This is a genomic window from Shewanella sp. SR44-3, from assembly GCF_014163735.1.
Classification (GTDB): domain Bacteria; phylum Pseudomonadota; class Gammaproteobacteria; order Enterobacterales; family Shewanellaceae; genus Shewanella.
The window spans coordinates 38683-57586 of the sequence record NZ_JACJDV010000021.1; the positions used below are offsets into that span (position 1 = coordinate 38683).

19 protein-coding genes and 1 pseudogene are annotated in these 18904 nt (G+C 44.8%); 13 read left to right on the top strand and 7 right to left on the bottom strand.

All coding sequences use genetic code 11. The features are described from left to right. Positions 1 to 101: 101 nt before the first annotated feature. The 5 genes from H5073_RS11685 to H5073_RS11705 are packed head-to-tail and all read left to right on the top strand — an operon-like array spanning position 102 to position 4779. On the top strand, positions 102 to 614 hold the full coding sequence (locus H5073_RS11685) for a hypothetical protein (protein ID WP_182679754.1): 513 nt from the start codon (positions 102 to 104) through the stop codon (positions 612 to 614). Beyond that, entirely contained in the window at positions 615 to 1415 is an 801-nt protein-coding gene (locus H5073_RS11690; RefSeq protein ID WP_182679755.1) for a TatD family hydrolase, read from the top strand. Then, positions 1412 to 3343: a diguanylate cyclase gene (locus H5073_RS11695; RefSeq protein WP_182679756.1), complete on the top strand. Its 1932-nt coding sequence runs from the start codon at positions 1412 to 1414 to the stop codon at positions 3341 to 3343. Before H5073_RS11690 ends, H5073_RS11695 begins: the two co-directional genes overlap by 4 nt. 18 nt (positions 3344 to 3361) lie before the next feature. Next, complete coding sequence (hemB, locus tag H5073_RS11700; RefSeq protein WP_182679757.1) at positions 3362 to 4372, top strand: porphobilinogen synthase; 1011 nt, start codon at positions 3362 to 3364, stop codon at positions 4370 to 4372. Next, entirely contained in the window at positions 4372 to 4779 is a 408-nt protein-coding gene (locus H5073_RS11705) for a thioredoxin family protein (protein WP_182679758.1), read from the top strand. Before hemB ends, H5073_RS11705 begins: the two co-directional genes overlap by 1 nt. Positions 4780 to 4907: 128 nt before the next feature. On the opposite strand, the gene H5073_RS11710 is transcribed toward H5073_RS11705, so the two are convergent. Both H5073_RS11710 and rhlB read right to left on the bottom strand, forming a co-directional pair. Further along, a complete protein-coding gene (locus tag H5073_RS11710) occupies positions 4908 to 5840 on the bottom strand; it encodes an exopolyphosphatase (protein WP_182679759.1) in 933 nt (310 codons plus the stop codon). Further along, positions 5841 to 7139, bottom strand: coding sequence for an ATP-dependent RNA helicase RhlB (gene rhlB / locus H5073_RS11715; RefSeq protein WP_182679760.1), 1299 nt, complete (start codon positions 7137 to 7139; stop codon positions 5841 to 5843). It lies immediately after the preceding gene. A 152-nt stretch (positions 7140 to 7291) separates the two neighbouring features. On the opposite strand from rhlB, the gene trxA reads away from it, so the two are divergent. Beyond that, entirely contained in the window at positions 7292 to 7618 is a 327-nt protein-coding gene (trxA, locus tag H5073_RS11720) for a thioredoxin TrxA (protein WP_182679761.1), read from the top strand. A gap of 211 nt (positions 7619 to 7829) precedes the next feature. After that, complete coding sequence (gene rho / locus H5073_RS11725; protein ID WP_182679762.1) at positions 7830 to 9095, top strand: transcription termination factor Rho; 1266 nt, start codon at positions 7830 to 7832, stop codon at positions 9093 to 9095. Positions 9096 to 9309: 214 nt separating this feature from the next. On the opposite strand, the gene H5073_RS11730 is transcribed toward rho, so the two are convergent. The 3 genes from H5073_RS11730 to H5073_RS11740 form a co-directional block, all read right to left on the bottom strand. Further along, positions 9310 to 10059 carry a fumarate reductase iron-sulfur subunit gene (locus tag H5073_RS11730; protein ID WP_182679772.1) on the bottom strand — a complete coding sequence of 250 codons (750 nt, stop codon included), beginning with the start codon at positions 10057 to 10059 and terminating at the stop codon, positions 9310 to 9312. A gap of 65 nt (positions 10060 to 10124) precedes the next feature. Next, positions 10125 to 12128 carry a fumarate reductase flavoprotein subunit gene (locus tag H5073_RS11735; RefSeq protein WP_182679763.1) on the bottom strand — a complete coding sequence of 668 codons (2004 nt, stop codon included), beginning with the start codon at positions 12126 to 12128 and terminating at the stop codon, positions 10125 to 10127. A gap of 25 nt (positions 12129 to 12153) precedes the next feature. Next, a complete protein-coding gene (locus tag H5073_RS11740) occupies positions 12154 to 12825 on the bottom strand; it encodes a fumarate reductase cytochrome b subunit (RefSeq protein ID WP_182679764.1) in 672 nt (223 codons plus the stop codon). A 289-nt stretch (positions 12826 to 13114) separates the two neighbouring features. Here H5073_RS11740 and prmA point away from each other — a divergent pair, with 289 nt between their 5' ends. The 5 genes from prmA to H5073_RS11765 all read left to right on the top strand — a co-directional run bounded on the left by prmA (position 13115) and on the right by H5073_RS11765 (position 16983). After that, positions 13115 to 13999, top strand: a complete 885-nt coding sequence (prmA, locus tag H5073_RS11745; RefSeq protein WP_182679765.1) for a 50S ribosomal protein L11 methyltransferase — start codon at positions 13115 to 13117, stop codon at positions 13997 to 13999. Positions 14000 to 14257: 258 nt separating this feature from the next. Continuing rightward, positions 14258 to 15226, top strand: coding sequence for a tRNA dihydrouridine synthase DusB (gene dusB, locus H5073_RS11750; RefSeq protein WP_182679773.1), 969 nt, complete (start codon positions 14258 to 14260; stop codon positions 15224 to 15226). Positions 15227 to 15242: 16 nt separating this feature from the next. After that, entirely contained in the window at positions 15243 to 15548 is a 306-nt protein-coding gene (fis, locus tag H5073_RS11755; RefSeq protein ID WP_011494902.1) for a DNA-binding transcriptional regulator Fis, read from the top strand. A 280-nt stretch (positions 15549 to 15828) separates the two neighbouring features. Beyond that, a complete protein-coding gene (locus tag H5073_RS11760) occupies positions 15829 to 16530 on the top strand; it encodes an excalibur calcium-binding domain-containing protein (protein ID WP_310734249.1) in 702 nt (233 codons plus the stop codon). A gap of 174 nt (positions 16531 to 16704) precedes the next feature. Continuing rightward, entirely contained in the window at positions 16705 to 16983 is a 279-nt protein-coding gene (locus H5073_RS11765) for a DNA polymerase III subunit epsilon (RefSeq protein WP_182679766.1), read from the top strand. Between the two features lie 180 nt (positions 16984 to 17163). On the opposite strand, the gene H5073_RS11770 is transcribed toward H5073_RS11765, so the two are convergent. Beyond that, positions 17164 to 17676 carry a hypothetical protein gene (locus H5073_RS11770; protein WP_182679767.1) on the bottom strand — a complete coding sequence of 171 codons (513 nt, stop codon included), beginning with the start codon at positions 17674 to 17676 and terminating at the stop codon, positions 17164 to 17166. 232 nt (positions 17677 to 17908) lie between these two features. Here H5073_RS11770 and H5073_RS11775 point away from each other — a divergent pair, with 232 nt between their 5' ends. After that, a complete protein-coding gene (locus H5073_RS11775) occupies positions 17909 to 18397 on the top strand; it encodes a TIGR00645 family protein (protein ID WP_182679768.1) in 489 nt (162 codons plus the stop codon). 249 nt (positions 18398 to 18646) lie between these two features. Here the strand turns inward: H5073_RS11775 and H5073_RS11780 are convergent. Continuing rightward, positions 18647 to 18904 (bottom strand): annotated as a pseudogene (locus H5073_RS11780) (porin family protein); the annotation flags it as partial.

Consider the following 18904-nt stretch of genomic DNA (forward strand, 5'->3'; position numbering starts at 1 on the left):
AATAATAGTAACAATGAATCCACTAAATAATGCGCCAGATAACGAGCGCTAATAGACAACTTAGCCATCAGGCGAGTATTAATAATAAAAAGGATAATACCATGCGCTTAACTTGGGCAGCCGCCACTCTAATACTATTATCGGCTCCGGCATTTGCCAACACAGACACGCAACTAGCGAACTGCGCAGCAGTAAGCGACAAACTAGAACGGCTGGTGTGTTATGACAACTTAGCCGCCAATGTGACTTCAGCCAGTTCAAGTGTAAGCGCTTCGGCTAGCATGGCTGTTGCCCCAGCAGTGGCCGCGCCCCAAAAAAATGGCACTTTTGGCCTTAAAAAAGCTGCGGTTAAAAAAGAAGATTTTGGGCTAATAAAAAAAGCGGATGTTGAAGAAATTGAAAAGCTCTATTTTACTGTCGCTAAACTTGACAAAGATGCCTATGGCACACTCACCATCACCTTAGATAACGGCCAAGTGTGGAAGCAAAGCGGTTCACAAAGATTTAAGCTTAAAACTGGCCAAAAGATCTTTATAGAACGTGCTGCATTAGGCTCTTTTTTACTCGGCACAGATGATCGTAATTCTACAACAAGAGTTAAGCGCCTAAAATAAATGTCACGCTATATCGATATTGCGGTGAATTTATTAAGCCCAAGCTTAATTGAACATGCCGATAACATAATTAACGATGCGGAGCGACTCAATGTCTCTCCGCTAATTGTTATTGGCAGTGATCTAAACGAAAGCTTAGCAGCCCATGAATTAGCGCTACAATATCCACGACAACTAAAAACCACTGCAGGGGTGCACCCCCATCAAGCCAACCTCTGGGATGAACACAGCATATCTGATCTTAAAAGGCTGGCAAGCTTGAGTTCAGTCGTTGCGATAGGTGAGTGCGGTCTAGATTATAATCGGGACTTTTCCCCCAGAGATCAGCAAAGAGCCGCCTTTGAAGCTCAGCTAGCTTTAGCCGCAGAGTTAAACATGCCAGTGCTAATGCATTGCCGTGAAGCCTTTGGTGATTTCATTGCTATCCTTAGCCACTATCGCTCGGCGATCCCCTATGCGGTATTACACTGCTTTACTGGTAATCAAGATGATTTAACCCAATGTCTTGCATTAGATCTGCACATTGGCATTACCGGCTGGGTCTGTGACGAAAGACGTGGAAAAGAGCTGGCTCAATTAGTGCCAAGCATTCCCGATTCACGCTTATTGATAGAAACAGATAGCCCCTATCTACTGCCTAGAAGCATGCGACCTAAACCTAAATCCAGTAAAAACCTGCCACAGTACTTACCCTATATTTTAGATTACATCGCAGAAATCAGGGAACAGGATGCCACTGAGTTAGCCAGAATTTGCTACCTAAATAGCTGCACTGTATTTGGGTTGGAGCCTGTGACATGAAGCTGAAACATGGCATCAAAGTGAGTAGTCGAAACATAAAGCTTGTGCCATTATTAGCATTATTGCTTTTACTTAATTTATTGATAGTAGGCATCTCTTCTGCCGCAGAACATAGACCAACGCCACTTAGGATCACCGCAACCTCAATAACAAAAATAGATCTCACCGACTGGCTGTACATCAATACGGCAACTCAAGCGGAGCAACTCGGGCAAATTAGAGACTCAGCTACCGATCAGTGGCGTAAATATAAACCCACTGATCTACGCTATATCGGAGCTAAAAATGTCTGGTTAAGCTTCAGTATTTATAATCCGACGGATAATTTGTCACGAATTATTGCGCTAGATAATCCGCTATTGGACAGTGTTGAGCTGTTTCAGCTTATCGACAATCGGCTCCAAAGCGTGACTCATATGGGAGATAGCCTGCCCTTTTACCAGCGCCCCTTACTGAGTAATATTTTCCTCTATCCCATAGAGTTGGCCCCTAACGAACTGCACACCTTTTATTTAAAAGTGAATACCAAAGGCAGTATTAACTTACCCTTAGTACTTTGGTCTGCCAACGATTTAGCCCAAGAAACCGAAGCCCAAGGCCTTACCCACGGCTTGCAAATAGGCATGCTCGTAGCCATTGGTTTATTCAGTTTATTTATCGCTCTTGCCTCAGGCTCTTTTAGTTACAGCTATTACAGCATTTATGTTATCGCACTCACCTTGTTGGTTGCCAGCGTACACGGGGTGGCCTTTCGCTATCTTTGGCCCCAATTCCCTAGCGTGCAACAGTATGTAATTCCATTAACTATACCCATTATCTTGGCTTTTTCGTTATTATTCACCGAGAAGGTTTTGCAGCTTAAATACCACAGTTTATCTATGCTACGCTGCTGCCGCGTTCTGGTCAGTTACTCTTTCGTGCTGTGCTTTTTGGTGCCGCTGATCCCCTACGATGTTTTATTGTATTTACTAGTGTTGTCAGTCTTTTTAATTTCACTCATATTACTGGCATTCTCTGCGATACAAGCCATAAGAGGGCAAAAAAATGCCCGCCTTTATACCTTGGCTCGCTTTGGTCTCTTAGTTGGCACCATTCTTAGTGGACTTATCTATTTAGGGCTCATTAATCTTAATATCATGCCGCAAACGCCCGTGATGATAGGGCTGACCTTCGAGGTTGTAGTCATGGCCTCAGTGCTGGCCATACGTTACAGCGAAGAGCGTAAAGCCAAACAAAAAATTCAACAAGAAGCCATAGAGCAGGCGGAGCGTATTCGTGAAACCCGCGAGGAAGCTCTTAGAGCGGAAGCCGAAGCCAATGAAAAACTTGAACAAATGGTGCAAGAGCGCACCCTAGAATTAGAGATAACCTTACGGGAACTTAACGAAGTTAATCAAAAACTGCTTGAGCAAACCACTTTAGACAGTCTTACTGGGGTTAAAAACCGCAATGCGTTCGATAAACGCTTAGTGGCTGAAGGACGCATTAGTCGCAGACAACAGACACCTATGGCGATTCTGATGTTAGATATCGATAAGTTCAAAGCGATAAATGATGAATTTGGTCATCTAGGTGGTGATTATTGCATTCAAAGCATTGCTAAAGTACTAAGCGAACAACTCAAGCGCCCCACAGATCTAGTGTCTCGATTTGGTGGTGAAGAATTTGCCATCATTTTACCTAATACCGATATTGAAGGTGCTATGGTCGTTGCTGAAACTGTCAGAGCAGGCATAGATGAGCTAGAACTTAAGTGGGATAGTAAGCTCATGAAAATTAGCGCCAGTTTAGGTGTTAGCGCCGCCATTATTGAAAGTGATGACCACCCCACAGAACTACTCGAATTAGCCGATAAAGCATTATATCAAGCTAAGCGTAATGGCCGTAATCGTGTTGAACAATCTGCAGCCGAAACCGAAATCGTTTAGTATTTTCAGGAGCCCCCAGTGAATATAATTACCAGTGCCTTTCCAGTACGCAGAATGCGTCGCATGCGTAAGCATGATTTCAGCCGCCGCTTGATGGCCGAAAACAAACTAACAGTCGATGACCTTATATACCCTATGTTTGTGCTTGAAGGGGTTAATCGCAGCGAAAAAATTGCCTCTATGCCAGGAATAGAGCGTTACTCAATAGATTTATTACTGAAAGAAGCCGCCGAATTAGTTGCACTAGGGATCCCGCTTATTGCCCTTTTTCCTGTGACCCCTAGCGACAAGAAATCCTTGTTAGCAGAAGAGTCTTACAACTCAGATGGCTTAGTACAGCGGGCAGTCAAAGAGCTTAAACAAGCTTTCCCCGAGCTTGGCGTCATGACCGATATTGCCCTAGATCCATTCACAACCCATGGCCAAGACGGCATTATCGATGATACGGGCTACATCGATAATGACATCACCACAGAGATATTGGTCAAGCAGGCCCTATCTCACGCTGATGCTGGTGCCGATATTGTCGCCCCATCAGATATGATGGATGGTCGCATTGGCGCAATTCGCCAAGCATTAGAAGCTGCGGGTCACGTTAATACTCAGATCATGGCGTACTCGGCTAAATACTCTTCAAGTTACTACGGTCCATTTCGCGATGCTGTCGGCTCAGCCGGCAATCTTAAAGGTGGTAATAAGCACAGCTATCAAATGGATCCTGCCAATACAGACGAAGCCCTTCATGAAGTCGCACTGGATATTCAGGAAGGCGCCGACATGGTGATGGTTAAACCAGGTATGCCTTACCTAGATATAGTGCGTCGGGTAAAAACTGAGCTTGCTGTGCCCACATTTGCCTACCAAGTCAGTGGCGAATATGCCATGCACATGGCCGCCATCGAAAATGGTTGGCTAGCCGAAAAGCCTGTGGTGATGGAGTCACTGCTTTGCTTCAAACGTGCTGGTGCCGATGGGATCTTAACTTATTTTGCCAAGCGAGTAGCAAGCTGGCTCAAGGAAGATAAGTAATGACGAATGAAATGTTAATCGGTGAACTAACTCCTGAAATGATGCTAAAACTGCCAGTATTTTCTGACAGTTACCAAGATTACCAACTTGATGCAGACAAACTAACCGACTTAAATGAATTAACCCAAGATACTGAGATTGTGACGATTGTAGGTACCTGGTGCCCAGATTGTTACCGTGAAGTGCCGCGACTTATCAAGGTTTTAGCCTGCCTAAATAGCCCGCATATCACGGCACGTTACATAGGCGTTGACCGTGCCAAATTGGATGAGCAAGGTTTAGCGGCTAAATTTGAATTTAGCCGCATTCCCACCATTATTATTAAACAAAACAACCAAGAAGTTGGCCGCATTATTGAGCGGCCAGCCACCAGCCTAGAGCAAGCACTGCTGGATATTTTGTTTTAAATTAGATGGGAAAATCTGGCTATACAGCAAGAATTAAAAAATTTTAGGGCAAAGTTGAGGATTGAGGACATAGTGATGCCCTCTTACATCGAGTGATAGCCCCCATAAATCACAGTTTTGGACCTGTCCTATACAAGTGTTGGCGGCAAAGCGAGTCTTTGCGCCAACATATGGATAACTCCTTCTCTGAGCGCGCCACCCGAAAGATGCAAGGCATCAATAGAGAGGTGCTCAAACAGCGCCAGCAAAATAGCAACACCTGAAACAAATGTCGGTCGTCTGTCTGATCGCAAACCATCAATGTGAGCTAATTTAGCATCCGGCTGCGCTAAAATCTCATCCTTAAGCCCAATCAGTACCTCTAAGGTAATCACTTCAGAGACTTCCCGATGGGCGAGCACTGACACCACAGACTGCACCGCACCAGAGGCGCCAAGGACACTATGCCAGCCTAAATTCCTAAGTTTTTCGACATGGGGCTCTATAACAGTAAAAATATGATGATACACATCATCAAAATCTAATTGCTGAAAGGGAGCGGTATTAAAAAACTGTTTATTAAACAGTACGCTTCCGATAGGTACGCTAGTTTTAAATAGTACGCTATTGCCATCGCCAACAATAAATTCAGTGCTAGCGCCGCCAATATCAATCACTAAGCGTCGCCCCTGCCCTGTGGTGGTCGCCACCATCCCTTGGTAGATAAGCTCAGCTTCACGCATCCCAGAAATCACCTCTATAGGATGCCCAAGTATAGGTAATGCACGGCGATGAAACTCATCGGCATTGGCTATCATTCTAAGGGTTGCGGTCGCAAGTACAGCCAAGTGTTCAGCATCGATATTATGCTTTTTCAGCATAGTAGCAAACATGGCAAGGCAGTCGAGCCCCCTTGCCATTACAGCTTCATTTAACACGCCATCCTTGGTGATCCCTTCGGCCAAACGCACCTTACGCTTGTATTTAGCAATAATCACTGGTTGATGACCAATGGTTCTGGCCACCAACATGTTAAAACTATTTGAGCCTAAGGTAATGGCTGCATAGGCTGGTGTCGGCATCTAGTTCGGTCTGCGGGTCCTGTGACGTGGAGGACGTGCACCGCCACTTCGTTGAGCACCTTTAGCACCATCGCGAGTGCGACTGCTTGGGTGTTTACGATGAATTTTAACCGGTGTCGGAATATCATCTAGTAAAGAGTCCCTGTCATAACGACTAACGGGAACAGAATGACCAATGTATTGCTCAATTGCTGGTAAATTCAAGGCGTAAGTTTCGCAGGCAAAACTCACTGATACCCCTTTATTACCCGCGCGGCCAGTACGGCCAATACGGTGAACGTAATCTTCACAATCATCAGGTAAATCATAGTTGTACACGTGAGATACATCAGAAATGTGCAATCCGCGCGCGGCCACATCGGTAGCAACCAGTACATCTAACGCACCACTGGTGAACTGCTCAAGAATGCGAATACGCTTCTTTTGCGGTACATCACCGGTAAGTAAACCAACCCTGTGACCGTCGCCCTCAAGCCAAGACCAAAGATTTTCGCAACTATGCTTAGTATTAGAAAATACTATGGCTTTTTCAGGCCAATCTTCTTCTATTAAGCTCAGTAATAAGCGCATCTTGTCTTCACTAGAAGGGTAAAAAATCTCTTCTTTAATGTTCTTAGAAGTTTTTTCTTCTGGGGTGACTTCTACTTTTTCAGGATCGTTCATGTGATCGTAAGCCAGTTCCTGGACTTTCATCGACAAGGTGGCAGAGAACAGCATGTTTAGACGTGAAGAGGCATCTGGCATACGACGGAATAAGAAGCGAATGTCTTTGATAAAACCAAGATCGAACATGCGATCGGCTTCATCCAACACCACAGCTTGGATAGAATTCAGGCTGATAACACCTTGACGTACATAATCAATAATACGTCCTGTGGTACCAATTAAGATATCCACGCCTTTATCCAATACTTCTCTTTGTATTTCGTAACTTTCGCCGCCGTACACTATGCCGACTTTAAGGCTAGTGTGCTTAGCAAGTAAGCTAGCATCTTTAGCGATTTGGATAGCCAATTCGCGGGTAGGCGCCATGATTATGGCCCTAGGTTGATTCAACTCACGAGCCTGGGGTGCTGGCGTGGTTAATAGATGATTAAAAGTGGCCACTAAGAAGGCCATGGTTTTCCCAGTACCGGTTTGAGCTTGCCCTGCTATATCTTTTGCTTTTAATAAAACAGGTAAGGATAACGCCTGAATTGGCGTACAAAACTCAAAGCCATTTTCGTTTAGTGCCTGAATTACCTCAGCATGTAGAGGAAGATCGGCAAATCTTTGTGTAGATAAATGTGTTTCGCTCATAGCGCAAGCATACCTGTTGGGGTTGCAATAAAGGACTCGATGGTTTGAAATAGCTACATTTAGTAAACCAAGGCTTGAAAAGCTATTTAACCAACCCAATATACATGGTAAGCCATTAATAAACTAGCAATGGTACCAAACTGGAGAATAACATGAGTGATAAAATTGTATACCTAAGCGATGACAGCTTTGAAAATGACGTACTAAAGTCAGACTTACCAGTATTGGTAGATTTTTGGGCTGAGTGGTGTGGCCCTTGTAAAATGATCGCGCCAATCTTAGATGATGTTGCTCAAGAGTATGCAGGCCGAGTAACGGTAGCTAAATTGAACGTTGATCAAAACAACGTTTCTCCAGCTAAGTACGGCGTTCGTGGCATCCCAACATTGCTAATGTTCAAAGGCGGTGAGTTAGTGGCAACTAAGGTTGGCGCACTATCAAAAACCCAATTAAAAGAATTTATGGACGCACAAATCTAACGCTTATGTAGATTTCGGTGACCAAAGGCACAAGTTGTGAACAATTTGTGCCTCTTTATTACTAAAATTCTGGACGTCCCCGCAGTTAAGTGCTAATTTATTCATCAGATTTTTCAATTAATCCTCTTCTCGCTTATCAATCATTATTTACTACCACAAACTCTACTGATTGATCGCGGTAAGCTTTGTCGCGAACCACAAGACCCCCAAAATGAATTTAACTGAATTAAAAGACACCCCTATTTCTGACTTAGTTTCCTTAGCCGAAACAATGAAATTAGAAAATATGGCCCGTACTCGTAAACAGGACATTATTTTCTCAATTCTAAAAGCCCACGCCAAAAGCGGTGAAGATATCTTCGGTGGCGGTGTACTTGAAATCCTTCAAGACGGCTTTGGTTTCTTACGTAGCTCTGATGGCTCATACCTAGCCGGCCCTGATGACATTTATGTCTCACCAAGCCAAATTCGCCGTTTCAACATGCGTACCGGCGATAGCATTTTCGGTAAGATCCGTCCGCCTAAAGAAGGCGAGAGATACTTCGCGCTGCTTAAAGTCAACGAAGTAAACTTCGACAAGCCAGAAAGCTCTAAAAATAAAATCCTGTTTGAAAACTTAACCCCACTTCATGCTGAAGAACGTCTACGCATGGAAAGAGGTAATGGTTCAACAGAAGACATCACATCTCGTATTCTTGATCTATGTTCACCTATAGGTAAAGGCCAGCGTGGTTTGATTGTTGCACCGCCAAAAGCGGGTAAAACTCTATTACTGCAAAACATCGCCCAAAGCATTACTTACAACAACCCAGATGTGGTGTTGATGGTATTGCTTATCGATGAGCGCCCTGAAGAAGTGACCGAAATGCAGCGTATGGTTAAAGGTGAAGTTATTGCTTCTACCTTCGATGAACCAGCAAGCCGTCACGTTCAAGTAGCTGAAATGGTTATTGAAAAAGCTAAACGCTTGGTTGAGCACAAGAAAGACGTGGTTATCTTACTTGACTCTATCACTCGCCTTGCCCGTGCCTATAACACAGTTATTCCTTCATCGGGTAAAGTGTTAACTGGTGGTGTGGACGCCAATGCGCTACACAGACCTAAGCGTTTCTTTGGTGCAGCACGTAACATAGAACACGGTGGTAGTTTAACCATTATCGCAACCGCTTTGGTTGATACTGGCTCTAAGATGGACGAAGTGATTTACGAAGAATTTAAAGGTACTGGTAACCAAGAGTTACACCTTTCTCGTAAAGCCGCTGAAAAACGCGTTTTCCCTGCAATCGACTTTAACCGCTCTGGTACTCGTCGCGAAGAGAAACTCACCACACCTGAAGAACTTCAGAAAATGTGGATTTTGCGTAAAATTCTTCACCCAATGGATGAAGTTGCCGCAATGGAATTCCTTATCGATAAGCTAGCAATGACTAAGACTAACGATGAATTCTTTACTGCGATGAAACGCGCAAAATCTTAATTTTTAAGAATAAGCCTTAATCTTTAAGCGTAAGTCTTAATCAACTTTCGAGTTAGTTAAAAAATGCCGCTCACTGTCAATTCAGTCGCGGCATTTTTGTATCTGCGTATTTCACCTAAGCATTGCAGTAACACTGTATCGCCATGTTATACCAATCGTATTCATTATCTGGTCATTCAGCAGGAGCACATAATTAATGTGATTGGTATTAGCACTAATACACCGTCATCACCATTTTACGTCTTAAATAGGCAATCTGCTCCATATGAGGTAAATCCTTAGGGCAATTATCTTGGCAGCCTAGTAAAGTCATACAACCAAATACCCCATCTTGAGTGCCCAACACATGATAAAAGTCTTCAGGATTACGGCTATCACGACTATCTAAAGCAAAACGGGCAATTTTCATCATACCCACAGCGCCAATAAAACTGTCGCGCATTTGCTTAGTCGCACATGCCGACACGCAGACGCCGCATTCCACGCAGCGCTCTAATTCATAGATTTTTTCTGCAAGCGCAGGCTCCATAGGTAGCTCAACGGCATCAATACTGTGCTCGGTGGATTTAGGCTCAAGCCACAGTTGCAAGCGCTCGGCAAGTTCTCGCATAAACTTACCGGTATTAACCGATAAATCACCTATTAGCTCAAAACCAGGTAAAGGCATCAAGGTAATTTTACCGCTAGAATATTGGCTGGTTAAGGTGCGACATGCCAAGGTCGGCTTACCGTTGATAACCATAGCGCAGCTACCACAAATTCCAGCTCGACACACAAAATCAAACTGTAAAGAGGCATCTTGAGTTTGCCTAAGCTGGTTTAGCGCAATAAACAAGGTCATTCCAGGGGTTTCTGTAATAGTGTAATCCACCATTTTGGCGGCGATCTCTGGCGTTAGCGGATCGTACCTAAAAATTGACAGCACTAGGCTTCTACTTTCAGAGCCCCCCCTTGAGCTGGACATTGCAGTTTGCTGCTGTGGCTGAGGCTCAGTTGCAATGGTTGTTGTGGCAATAATTTGCTCTGTCTTCATGACTTATACTCCCAAGCTTCAGGACCCATTCGCAGTCGTTGATTATCCCCTTGGTAAGCGCTGGGGACACTAAAGGCCATCAACGCGGCTTGTTTAATATGCTTGGGAATATTGTCACCGTATTCAGCGCTAAGCTCTGTCATAAGCAGGGCAATTTGCGCCTCACGCACAGCAGTATCAGGATGAGCAACCGCATTATCTGCACCATAACCTCGGTAACCTGGTGGTAACTCCATGGTCATCACATCTATCGCTTCATAAGTGAGTGTCGGGGCAAGTGCATCAATATCAGGCCAAGTGCTTAACGTGCGATTTAGCCAGTCTTTATCATTACGCTGCGGGAAGTCTTCGCGAGCATGGGCGCCGCGACTCTCTGTCCGAGCTAGCGCGCCACAAGCCACAGTCAAGGCGACTTTGAGCATGCGCTTAACCCTTAACGCTTCAACTAATTCAGGATTTGCGTGACGCTTTTTACAGCTAAGGCCAATATTGCCAGCCCTTAATAGTAAGGCCTGCAATTGCGCCACCGCTTTTTCAAGCTCGGGGCCATTTCTAAAGATGCCTACATAATCCATCATTATGCTTTCCATGGCTTTTTTAATCTCAAACACTGACTCACTCTTATCTGACTCAATTAATGCTGTGATTTCTTGCTCTACATCTTTTACCTGTTTGGCCACCAGCTCACTGTCAACCACTAAGCTTTGCTGCTCGCAAAAGTCCGCCACATGTTTGCCGACTATCATGCCAGCCACTATGGTTTCGGCAAGGGAGTTGCCCCCGAGGCGATTAAAACCATGCATATCCCAACATGCTGCCTCACCGACACTAAATAGTCCTGCTAACTGTGGGCTTTCACCGTTAGCCTTGGTGCGTATCCCGCCCATAGAATAATGCTGAGTTGGCCGCACCGGGATCCACTCTTTTACAGGATCTATGCCTAAAAAGTATTCACAAATTTCTTTAACTTCCCTTAGGTTAGTTTCAATGTGATGGCGGCCAAGCAAGGTTATATCTAACCATAAATGTGGCCCATAAGGGCTATCGACCCCTTTACCTTTGCGCATATGCTCCGTCATGCGCCTTGAGACGACATCTCTGGACGCGAGCTCTTTTTTCTCAGGCTCGTAATCTGGCATAAATCTGTGGCCGTCTTTATCCCTGAGCAATCCACCATCACCGCGACAACCTTCAGTGGTTAAAATCCCCACAGGGACGATTGCTGTAGGATGAAACTGTACCGCTTCCATATTACCTAGGCTGGCAACACCGGTTTCCAACGCGATGGCCTGGCCTATGCCCTCACAAATCACCGCATTGGTAGACACAGCATAAAGCCTGCCGTAACCGCCGGTGGCAATTGTGGTAGATTTACCTAAATACGCCCTTAATTCCCCAGTAATTAAACAGCGCGCCACCACCCCATGGCAGCGTTTGCCGTCATGAATAATCGACAATGCCTCAACCCTTTCATGCACCGCAATATCCATGGAAATGGCTTTATTATCGACCGCATAAAGCAGTGAATGCCCGGTACCATCAGAGGTATAACAAGTGCGCCACTTTTTAGTGCCGCCAAAATCTCTGGCATTAATAAGCCCGTGGGCGGCTTCAGCTTCAGTTAAGGTGACTTTTTGGGCATTGACTATCACCTCACGCTCGCCTTTTTGTATTCGGCTCCAAGGCACGCCCCAGTTGGCTAATTCTCGCACCGCCTTAGGCGCGCAATGGGTAAACATTCGCACCACTTGCTGATCGCAGCCCCAATCAGAGCCTTTGACTGTGTCTTGAAAATGCACATCTTCATCATCCCCCATCCCCTTAACCGCATTGCCAAGGCTTGCCTGCATGCCGCCTTGTGCAGCACATGAATGAGAACGTTTTGCAGGAATAAGGGATAACACTAGCGTATCAAGGCCCCGCTCTTTTGCTGCAATCGCGACTCTTAACCCCGCAAGACCTGCTCCCACTACTAAGGCATCTGTATAAATAATCTTCACTGTCACTCCTTTGAGATACGCCAACTTAGCTCGGATAATATTGGCTAAAGGCCACTAACGTCAGCAAACCCACACCGACAAACGCCACACTCAGCAGTGTTTTTACCTTTCTAAGACGCGCTCTTTGTTGCTGGCTGTGCACAAGCCCCCACTTAAGGGCTAAGCGATACAAGCCAATAGCACCATGAAGCTCAGCTGCAAATAACAACGGTAGGTATAACAGCCATACACCTTGGCCCCAAATTCGGTATGCAGAGCCTTCAGGGCCTATGGTTTCAGGGGCTGCGCCAATTAGCCAAAGATGAATGGGCACAAGTAACAACACAACAAGTCCAGTTATTACCTGCCAGCGCCATAGGCGAGTGTCACCATGATCTATGTGCTTGAGTGACTGTGCCAAAGCTTTTTGCTGGGCGAGATTGATAGGAATTTTTTGCATCGCGACCCACACATGAATAACAACTAGTGTGCCCACGGCAAAGGCAATCACAGTCACCACCCAAGGGTAACCATGGCCATCATCAGTTAGAAAACTCAGTTCCATAGTGCTGGCAACCCAAGTCATGGCTTTAGGGCCTAACAAAATTGATGACACTAATAAAAGGTGAGTCCACAAAAATAAAGCCAAAAACAACCCAGATACACTCTGAGCTTGATCTAACCATGCAGCCCATTTGTCCCTATTGAAATTAACCACTCAAGCTCCTTGTGCCGATAAAGTAATCACAATTTACTATCTCACGCCCATTTTTTTAGTCTACTTACCTAGGCTAAACTGTGAACTGGCTCACTCAATATCACTAAGCAATTAGAAAATGGGCTAAAAAACTCATCACCCATGCCAAGATGACAATAAAAAGTAACGATTAACCGACTGAAAAACAGTCACCAATAGCACCAAAACAGCCCTAAGCTTAATCTAACAGTATCGTTTTATGATGAGCTGGTTATAATGCGGCCTTATTTTTATGCCACAGGAACATCCCATGCCTTGGATCCAACTCAGAATTAACACCAACAGTGACCACGCTGACGCCATTGGCGATATCCTTATGGAGCAAGGCGCTGTGTCTATTACCTATGAAGACGGTAAAGACACTCCCATTTTTGAACCTAAATTAGGTGAAACTCCACTGTGGCAAGACACTGTTGTGGTGGCCTTATTTGATGCAGGCACAGATTTAGCACCAACCGTTGCCCTATTAGCCACCTCGCCCATGCTAGGGGAGAACTTCCCTCACAAGATTGAGCAAATCGAAGATAAAGATTGGGTACGCGAATGGATGGACAGCTTCCACCCAATCCAATTTGGTACCCGTTTGTGGATTTGCCCCAGCTGGCGTGAAATTCCCCATCCTGATGCTGTCAACGTAATTTTAGATCCAGGTCTGGCGTTCGGTACTGGTACTCACCCCACTACAGCCCTGTGTCTAGAGTGGTTAGACAGCTTAGAGTTAGCCGATGAAGAAGTAATAGATTTTGGCTGTGGCTCAGGCATTCTTGCCATTGCCGCCTTAAAACTTGGCGCTAAAAAAGTCACAGGTGTTGATATTGACTATCAAGCCATTGACGCCTCAAAAGCCAACGCGCTGCGTAATGATGTTCAAGATCAATTAGCACTTTATTTACCAGAAGATCAGCCAGAAGGTTTAATCGCCGATGTGTTGGTTGCCAACATATTAGCAGGCCCGCTACGTGAGCTTGCACCACTGATAGCTGAAAAAGTAAAACCTGGAGGCAAGCTTGCACTTTCAGGTCTATTACAAGAACAAGCCGAAGAGCTAGCCGAATTTTATAGCCAGTGGTTCAAAATGGACCCTCCAGCTTATAAAGATGACTGGAGCCGCCTAACAGGCATACGTAAGTCCTAGGCTCTCAAGCCTGTGAACGGCTGAATTATCAGCAAATACCGCCAAGTTTTTACTTGGCGGTATTTTTTTCAGTGAATGTAGAGCGGATGTTAACCCTTTGCAACGCCCACTGGGCTTGAAACTCGTCAAAAATGGCACACGCTTCTTGGCAAACAAATGTCAAGAAAAAAAGTTTTGCTCAGGTCATTTATTGACCTTTTCATCACCGCAAAAAAGGGCTACTATAGCGCCCCTTTGACGAGCAAGGTAAATATCGTGATGCAAATTGGCCCCTATCAACTGAAGAATCAGCTGATCGTGGCACCAATGGCAGGTGTCACAGATCAAGCCTTTCGCAATCTTTGCTTACGCTATGGCGCAGCCTTAGCCGTTTCAGAGATGCTCTCTTCTAATCCAGAGGTTTGGGATACAGATAAGAGCCGCCAGCGCATGACACACTCTGGTGAAGAAGGTTTACGCTCAGTACAAATTGCCGGCGCCGATCCCGATTTAATGGCCAATGCCGCTCAGTTCAATGTTGAACAAGGCGCGCATATCATTGATATCAACATGGGTTGTCCAGCGAAAAAAGTGAATAAGAAATTGGCAGGCTCTGCATTGATGCAAGATCCCGCGCTAGTGAAAGATATTTTACAAGCCGTGGTTGCCGCAGTAGATGTGCCCGTTACATTAAAAATTCGCACAGGTTGGGAGCCTGAACACAAGAATGGTGTTCAAATCGCCCAGATTGCCCAAGATTGTGGCATTGCCTCCCTCGCCGTTCACGGCAGAACGCGGCAGTGCATGTATAAAGGTTTTGCCGAATACGACACTATTAAAGCAATAAAACAGAATATCTCTATTCCTGTTGTCGCAAACGGAGACATAGACAGTCCAGAAAAAGCACGATTTGTGCTTGATTACACTGGTGTTGATGCTCTGATGATAGGACGAGGTGCCCAAGGACGGCCATGGATTTTTAGAGAAATCCAGCATTACTTGGAAACAGGTAAAAAATTAGCGCCCATTGAGATGAGCGAGCAGCGACTAGTCATGCTTGAACATCTAACCAAACTGTATGAATTATATGGCGAATATAAAGGTGTCCGCTTCGCCAGAAAGCATATTGGATGGTATTTAAACCAAGAGGAACAGCGCCAATTTCGTGCTGACTTCAATCGGCTCGAAAGCGCTGACCAGCAATATTCCCTAGTGGAATGTTATTTTGATGAATTAGTAAAAAATTAATAAAGAGCAGAATAGAATGTTTGATCAGACAACTAACACTGAAGTTCACCAGCTTACCGTAGGCAAAATCGAAACTGCAAATGGCACTATCAAGCCACAGTTATTACGTGATGCAGTAAAACGTGCCGTAACTAACTTCTTCTCTCAGTTGGACGGTCAAGAAGCCTCTGAAGTATATGAAATGGTATTAAGCGAAGTCGAAGCGCCTTTACTAGACATCATAATGCAACACACACGTGGCAACCAAACACGTGCAGCAAACATGCTAGGTATTAACCGTGGCACATTGCGTAAAAAATTGAAAAAGTACGGCATGAACTAATCCGAAAGGATTAAGTGATTGTTAGAAGAGGGGTTAACTGGCAACGGTTAGCCCCTTTTCACTTTTCATGCTCCTCCTTCTAATTCATGTTCCCCGAATTTATACTCCCTAAATGAATGTTCCAGTGCACCAGTCAACTCAGACTGTGTAGAATATAACGAATACGATTAATTTAGCCGCCTATCTAAACGCGACCCCCTGTATTGTACTCAATAAAAATCAAAGCTTTAGCGAACAATCGTCGGCAATCAGTAGTCTATAACCAAAGGAATGAGGCTCTATGAACATGGAAAGTGGCACGTTAGTGCGTTGGAATGAAGACAAAGGCTTTGGTTTTATTCAACCAGACACTGAACCAGTTATTGATGTGTTTATTCATATCTCGACCCTAAAACACATGGCGCGCAAGCCTCAAGTGGGCGATAACATAGAATTTCAGCGTGAACAGCAAGCTGATGGAAAACTCAAAGCCCGCCGCGCTCACATTACTGGCGTCGCCATCATGGCAACCGCTTCAAAGCTCAATCATCAAAATCATTCAAGCTCCCAGCATGATAGTCAAATGAGTCATCATTTCAATTCTCATCGCAGCTCTCATAATAGTAAGGAAGCTTTTAGTGTCGCCAGAGGTGGCCGCTATACTCCGCCTAAGAGTAAGCTTAGCGGCAACATTATTACAGTGCTATTACTCATCACCTTGGGAATTTATGGCTACAGTAAGTTCAACCACACCCGCAACAACGACACTGATATCAGCGAGCCTGTACCCGCTCAAATAGAGTGGCAATCGAATGCCAATAGCCACAGCAACAACGCAGTAATAGCCCCTCAACCTCGGTTTCAATGTGAAGCGGGTAAAACTCACTGCAGCCATATGCGCACCTGCGAAGAAGCCACTTTTTATCTCAAAAATTGCCCAACGACTCAAATGGATGGCGATGGTGATGGCATCCCCTGCGAGCGTCAGCACTGCAGCTGGTAGCCCTGCATAAATAAAGCCGCCGCTTACTGTGGTACGGCGGTTTTCAGTTAAGACTACAACTGCGACTTGTGCTAGGATCCGCCACCAGCTTTATGAATGTGCAATAGCTCTCATTTGTTTAACTGAGCGTAGTGAAACCCTACCGTGATTAAATAGACCATGAGGATTAAGATTATGAGCAAGTTAAATGCCGAACAGCGCAAAGCCCGAGATAATGAGCGTTTTTCACAGCGAGTCGATGAGCGCAGAGTCAAAGGCGAAGATGTGGTGGCCTATGCACTTGCCAATGATAAAGCTTATAAATTTCTAACTAAATCTGAAAAATACAGCTTTAAAGAAAGACAAGCCGCCCTTGGTGAAGCTGCCCAGCAAAACAGCCAACTGAAGCACCAGCAGGAATTAGCAAAAATTGAAGAAGGCTTTTTCGAAGACGAAGAGCCACAAAATACTTAATACCACTTAATAAACAGCAATAGTCACCGATGAATAGCCATTGTGAATACCCTCATACTACGCCAATGGCTAGCTCATTCACCTGCAGCTAGCACTCTGTTCTACAGTCATGAAAAATCACCACAAAACTTAATACTTCTGGCACAGTAAATACTCAGTTAATGACACTGACTAAAGTCGTTAAAGCTGAGATTTTAACTGATTGAGCGCATCGACAGAGAAGCCTTGGTCATGAAAGTAGATCACTGTGCCTTGGGAATTTAACAGCACCACTCGGGCATTATTGGGTTGCTCATTCCCAGTAAAGGCTTGCACGCGTTCACCACCTTGGTAGACTGTGACCACCCCTTTCCACAGCGGCTTAGGTATGCCTGAGCGCATGCCATTATCAATCAAGGTGCTGAACATTCTAGGAAACAGTCCCTGTATTGTCGGCACCTCAAATACCGGTACTCTTGTTTGGGTCATGTCCAGCCCAATTAACCACCTGTCGATATCAAACTGAGAATCTTGCTTATAGCCAACCAGCAACAGTGTTACTTGCCCTTTTAAATCATCGGGTAATATCATCGCCTGCTTCTCAAGAGTTTGCCCCTCAACCGAAGGAAACACTTGCCCCTTAATCGCTTGATTGGGGTAACTGCTGCTACAAGCCGTGAGCAGTAAACTTGCAATAATCATTAAATAACGCATAGCTAGTCCTTTTGATAAATACTTAGACTCTTTATACGCAGCCAAACAATAAAAAGATTACTCGTGATGATAATTAAATAGCCAATTTTAGATCATTAAAGCGCATAACAAGGGCCCGATAACAGATCATGCTTGCTACTGCAGATCAGCACGGTTAAAGTTGCCCATAATCTGGTTTAACGTAAATCACTCGCTTAATTACTACGATATTTTAGCTAAGGGTTAACTTTTTATGGAAAAAGTGTTTGAGAAGTTGATGTATGCATCACGCTGGATCATGGCGCCTATTTACTTAGGCTTAAGCCTAGTTTTATTCGCCTTAGGCATAAAGTTCTTTCAAGAGATCTTTCATATCCTGCCCAATATCTTCGATATAGCTGAAGTTGATTTGGTGTTGATCACCTTGTCACTTATCGATATCACCTTAGTCGGAGGTCTGCTCATCATGGTGATGTTTTCGGGCTATGAAAACTTCGTCTCACAGCTCGATGTGGGCGAAAGCAGTGAAAAGCTCAACTGGCTGGGCAAGATGGACGCCGGCTCCCTTAAAAACAAGGTGGCCGCCTCTATCGTGGCGATTTCATCCATTCACTTACTTAAAGTATTTATGAATGCCGAAAACATCGAGAACGACAAAATCATGTGGTATCTGCTCATACATATCACCTTTGTGCTATCCGCCTTCGCCATGGGGTATTTGGACAAAATCACCCGAAAATAGCTCCCCATAAGTATTGGTTAGTAAGAGTAAAGCAGACATTGAAAAAGCCCCGACACCATTAAGTCTCGGGGCTTCTTTACAAGAAATGCTTGCTAATAGCAGCAGACCATCTCACAAAGGCCAGAATTGTTTTATGGCGTGACGCCGCAGCACAAGTTTTAGCCGTCAGATCAACAATCACTTATTGAACAAAAAAGGGCTTACGCCCTTTTTTATATTTATCATCCACATGCGTTTCAATCAGATGAATTAGAACCGATAACGCACACTAAGCTGATAACTTAATACATCATTAGGGGCCAAGGCATAGTAGTTAATCCCCAGTCCTGCTGACCAATGATTTGCAAATTGATAATCAAAGGCCATACCTGCATACCAATCTGTGTCATCAAGTGTAGTGGTCAGGCGCTGACCCTGCGAGTCGCTGTGTAGCTCTGACTCCCAAATCAACACTCCAACCGGCACTGAGAAGCGCCAGCCTTGATGTTCCATTAAGGTAAACCTAGC